Source organism: Bartonella sp. MR168JLCBS (assembly GCF_042194175.1).
The window spans coordinates 323-604 of sequence record NZ_JBHIMP010000524.1 but is presented as its reverse complement, the minus strand read 5'-3'; the positions used below and the strand labels follow the sequence as shown (position 1 = coordinate 604).

At 38.3% G+C, this 282-nt stretch carries 1 protein-coding gene; it reads left to right on the top strand.

Annotation, left to right across the window (positions count from 1 at the left end; genetic code table 11):
• On the top strand, nucleotides 1–282 hold a 282-nt coding region (locus ACFIK8_RS12390; protein WP_375669600.1), incomplete at both ends, for a DUF4159 domain-containing protein.

The window sequence follows — 282 nt, the reverse complement described above, 5'->3', positions numbered from 1 at the left end:
TCAGTCAATTTATTGCAGAGCGTACAATGCTTTCGCCCAGCTCTGTGATAGGACTTGATCTTGATAAAGATGAACTCGCCTTCTATCCTCTTATTTATTGGCCGATTGATTCTAACAGTCCTTTACCAACACAAAGGAGTCTTGAAAAAATAAATAATTTTATGAAAAATGGAGGCACAGTTTTATTTGACACGCGCGATCAAATAAATGCCAATCTCAATCTTGAAGGCACTGCAACCCCAGCCACACAAAGATTACGAACCATCTTAAAAGGGTTAAACA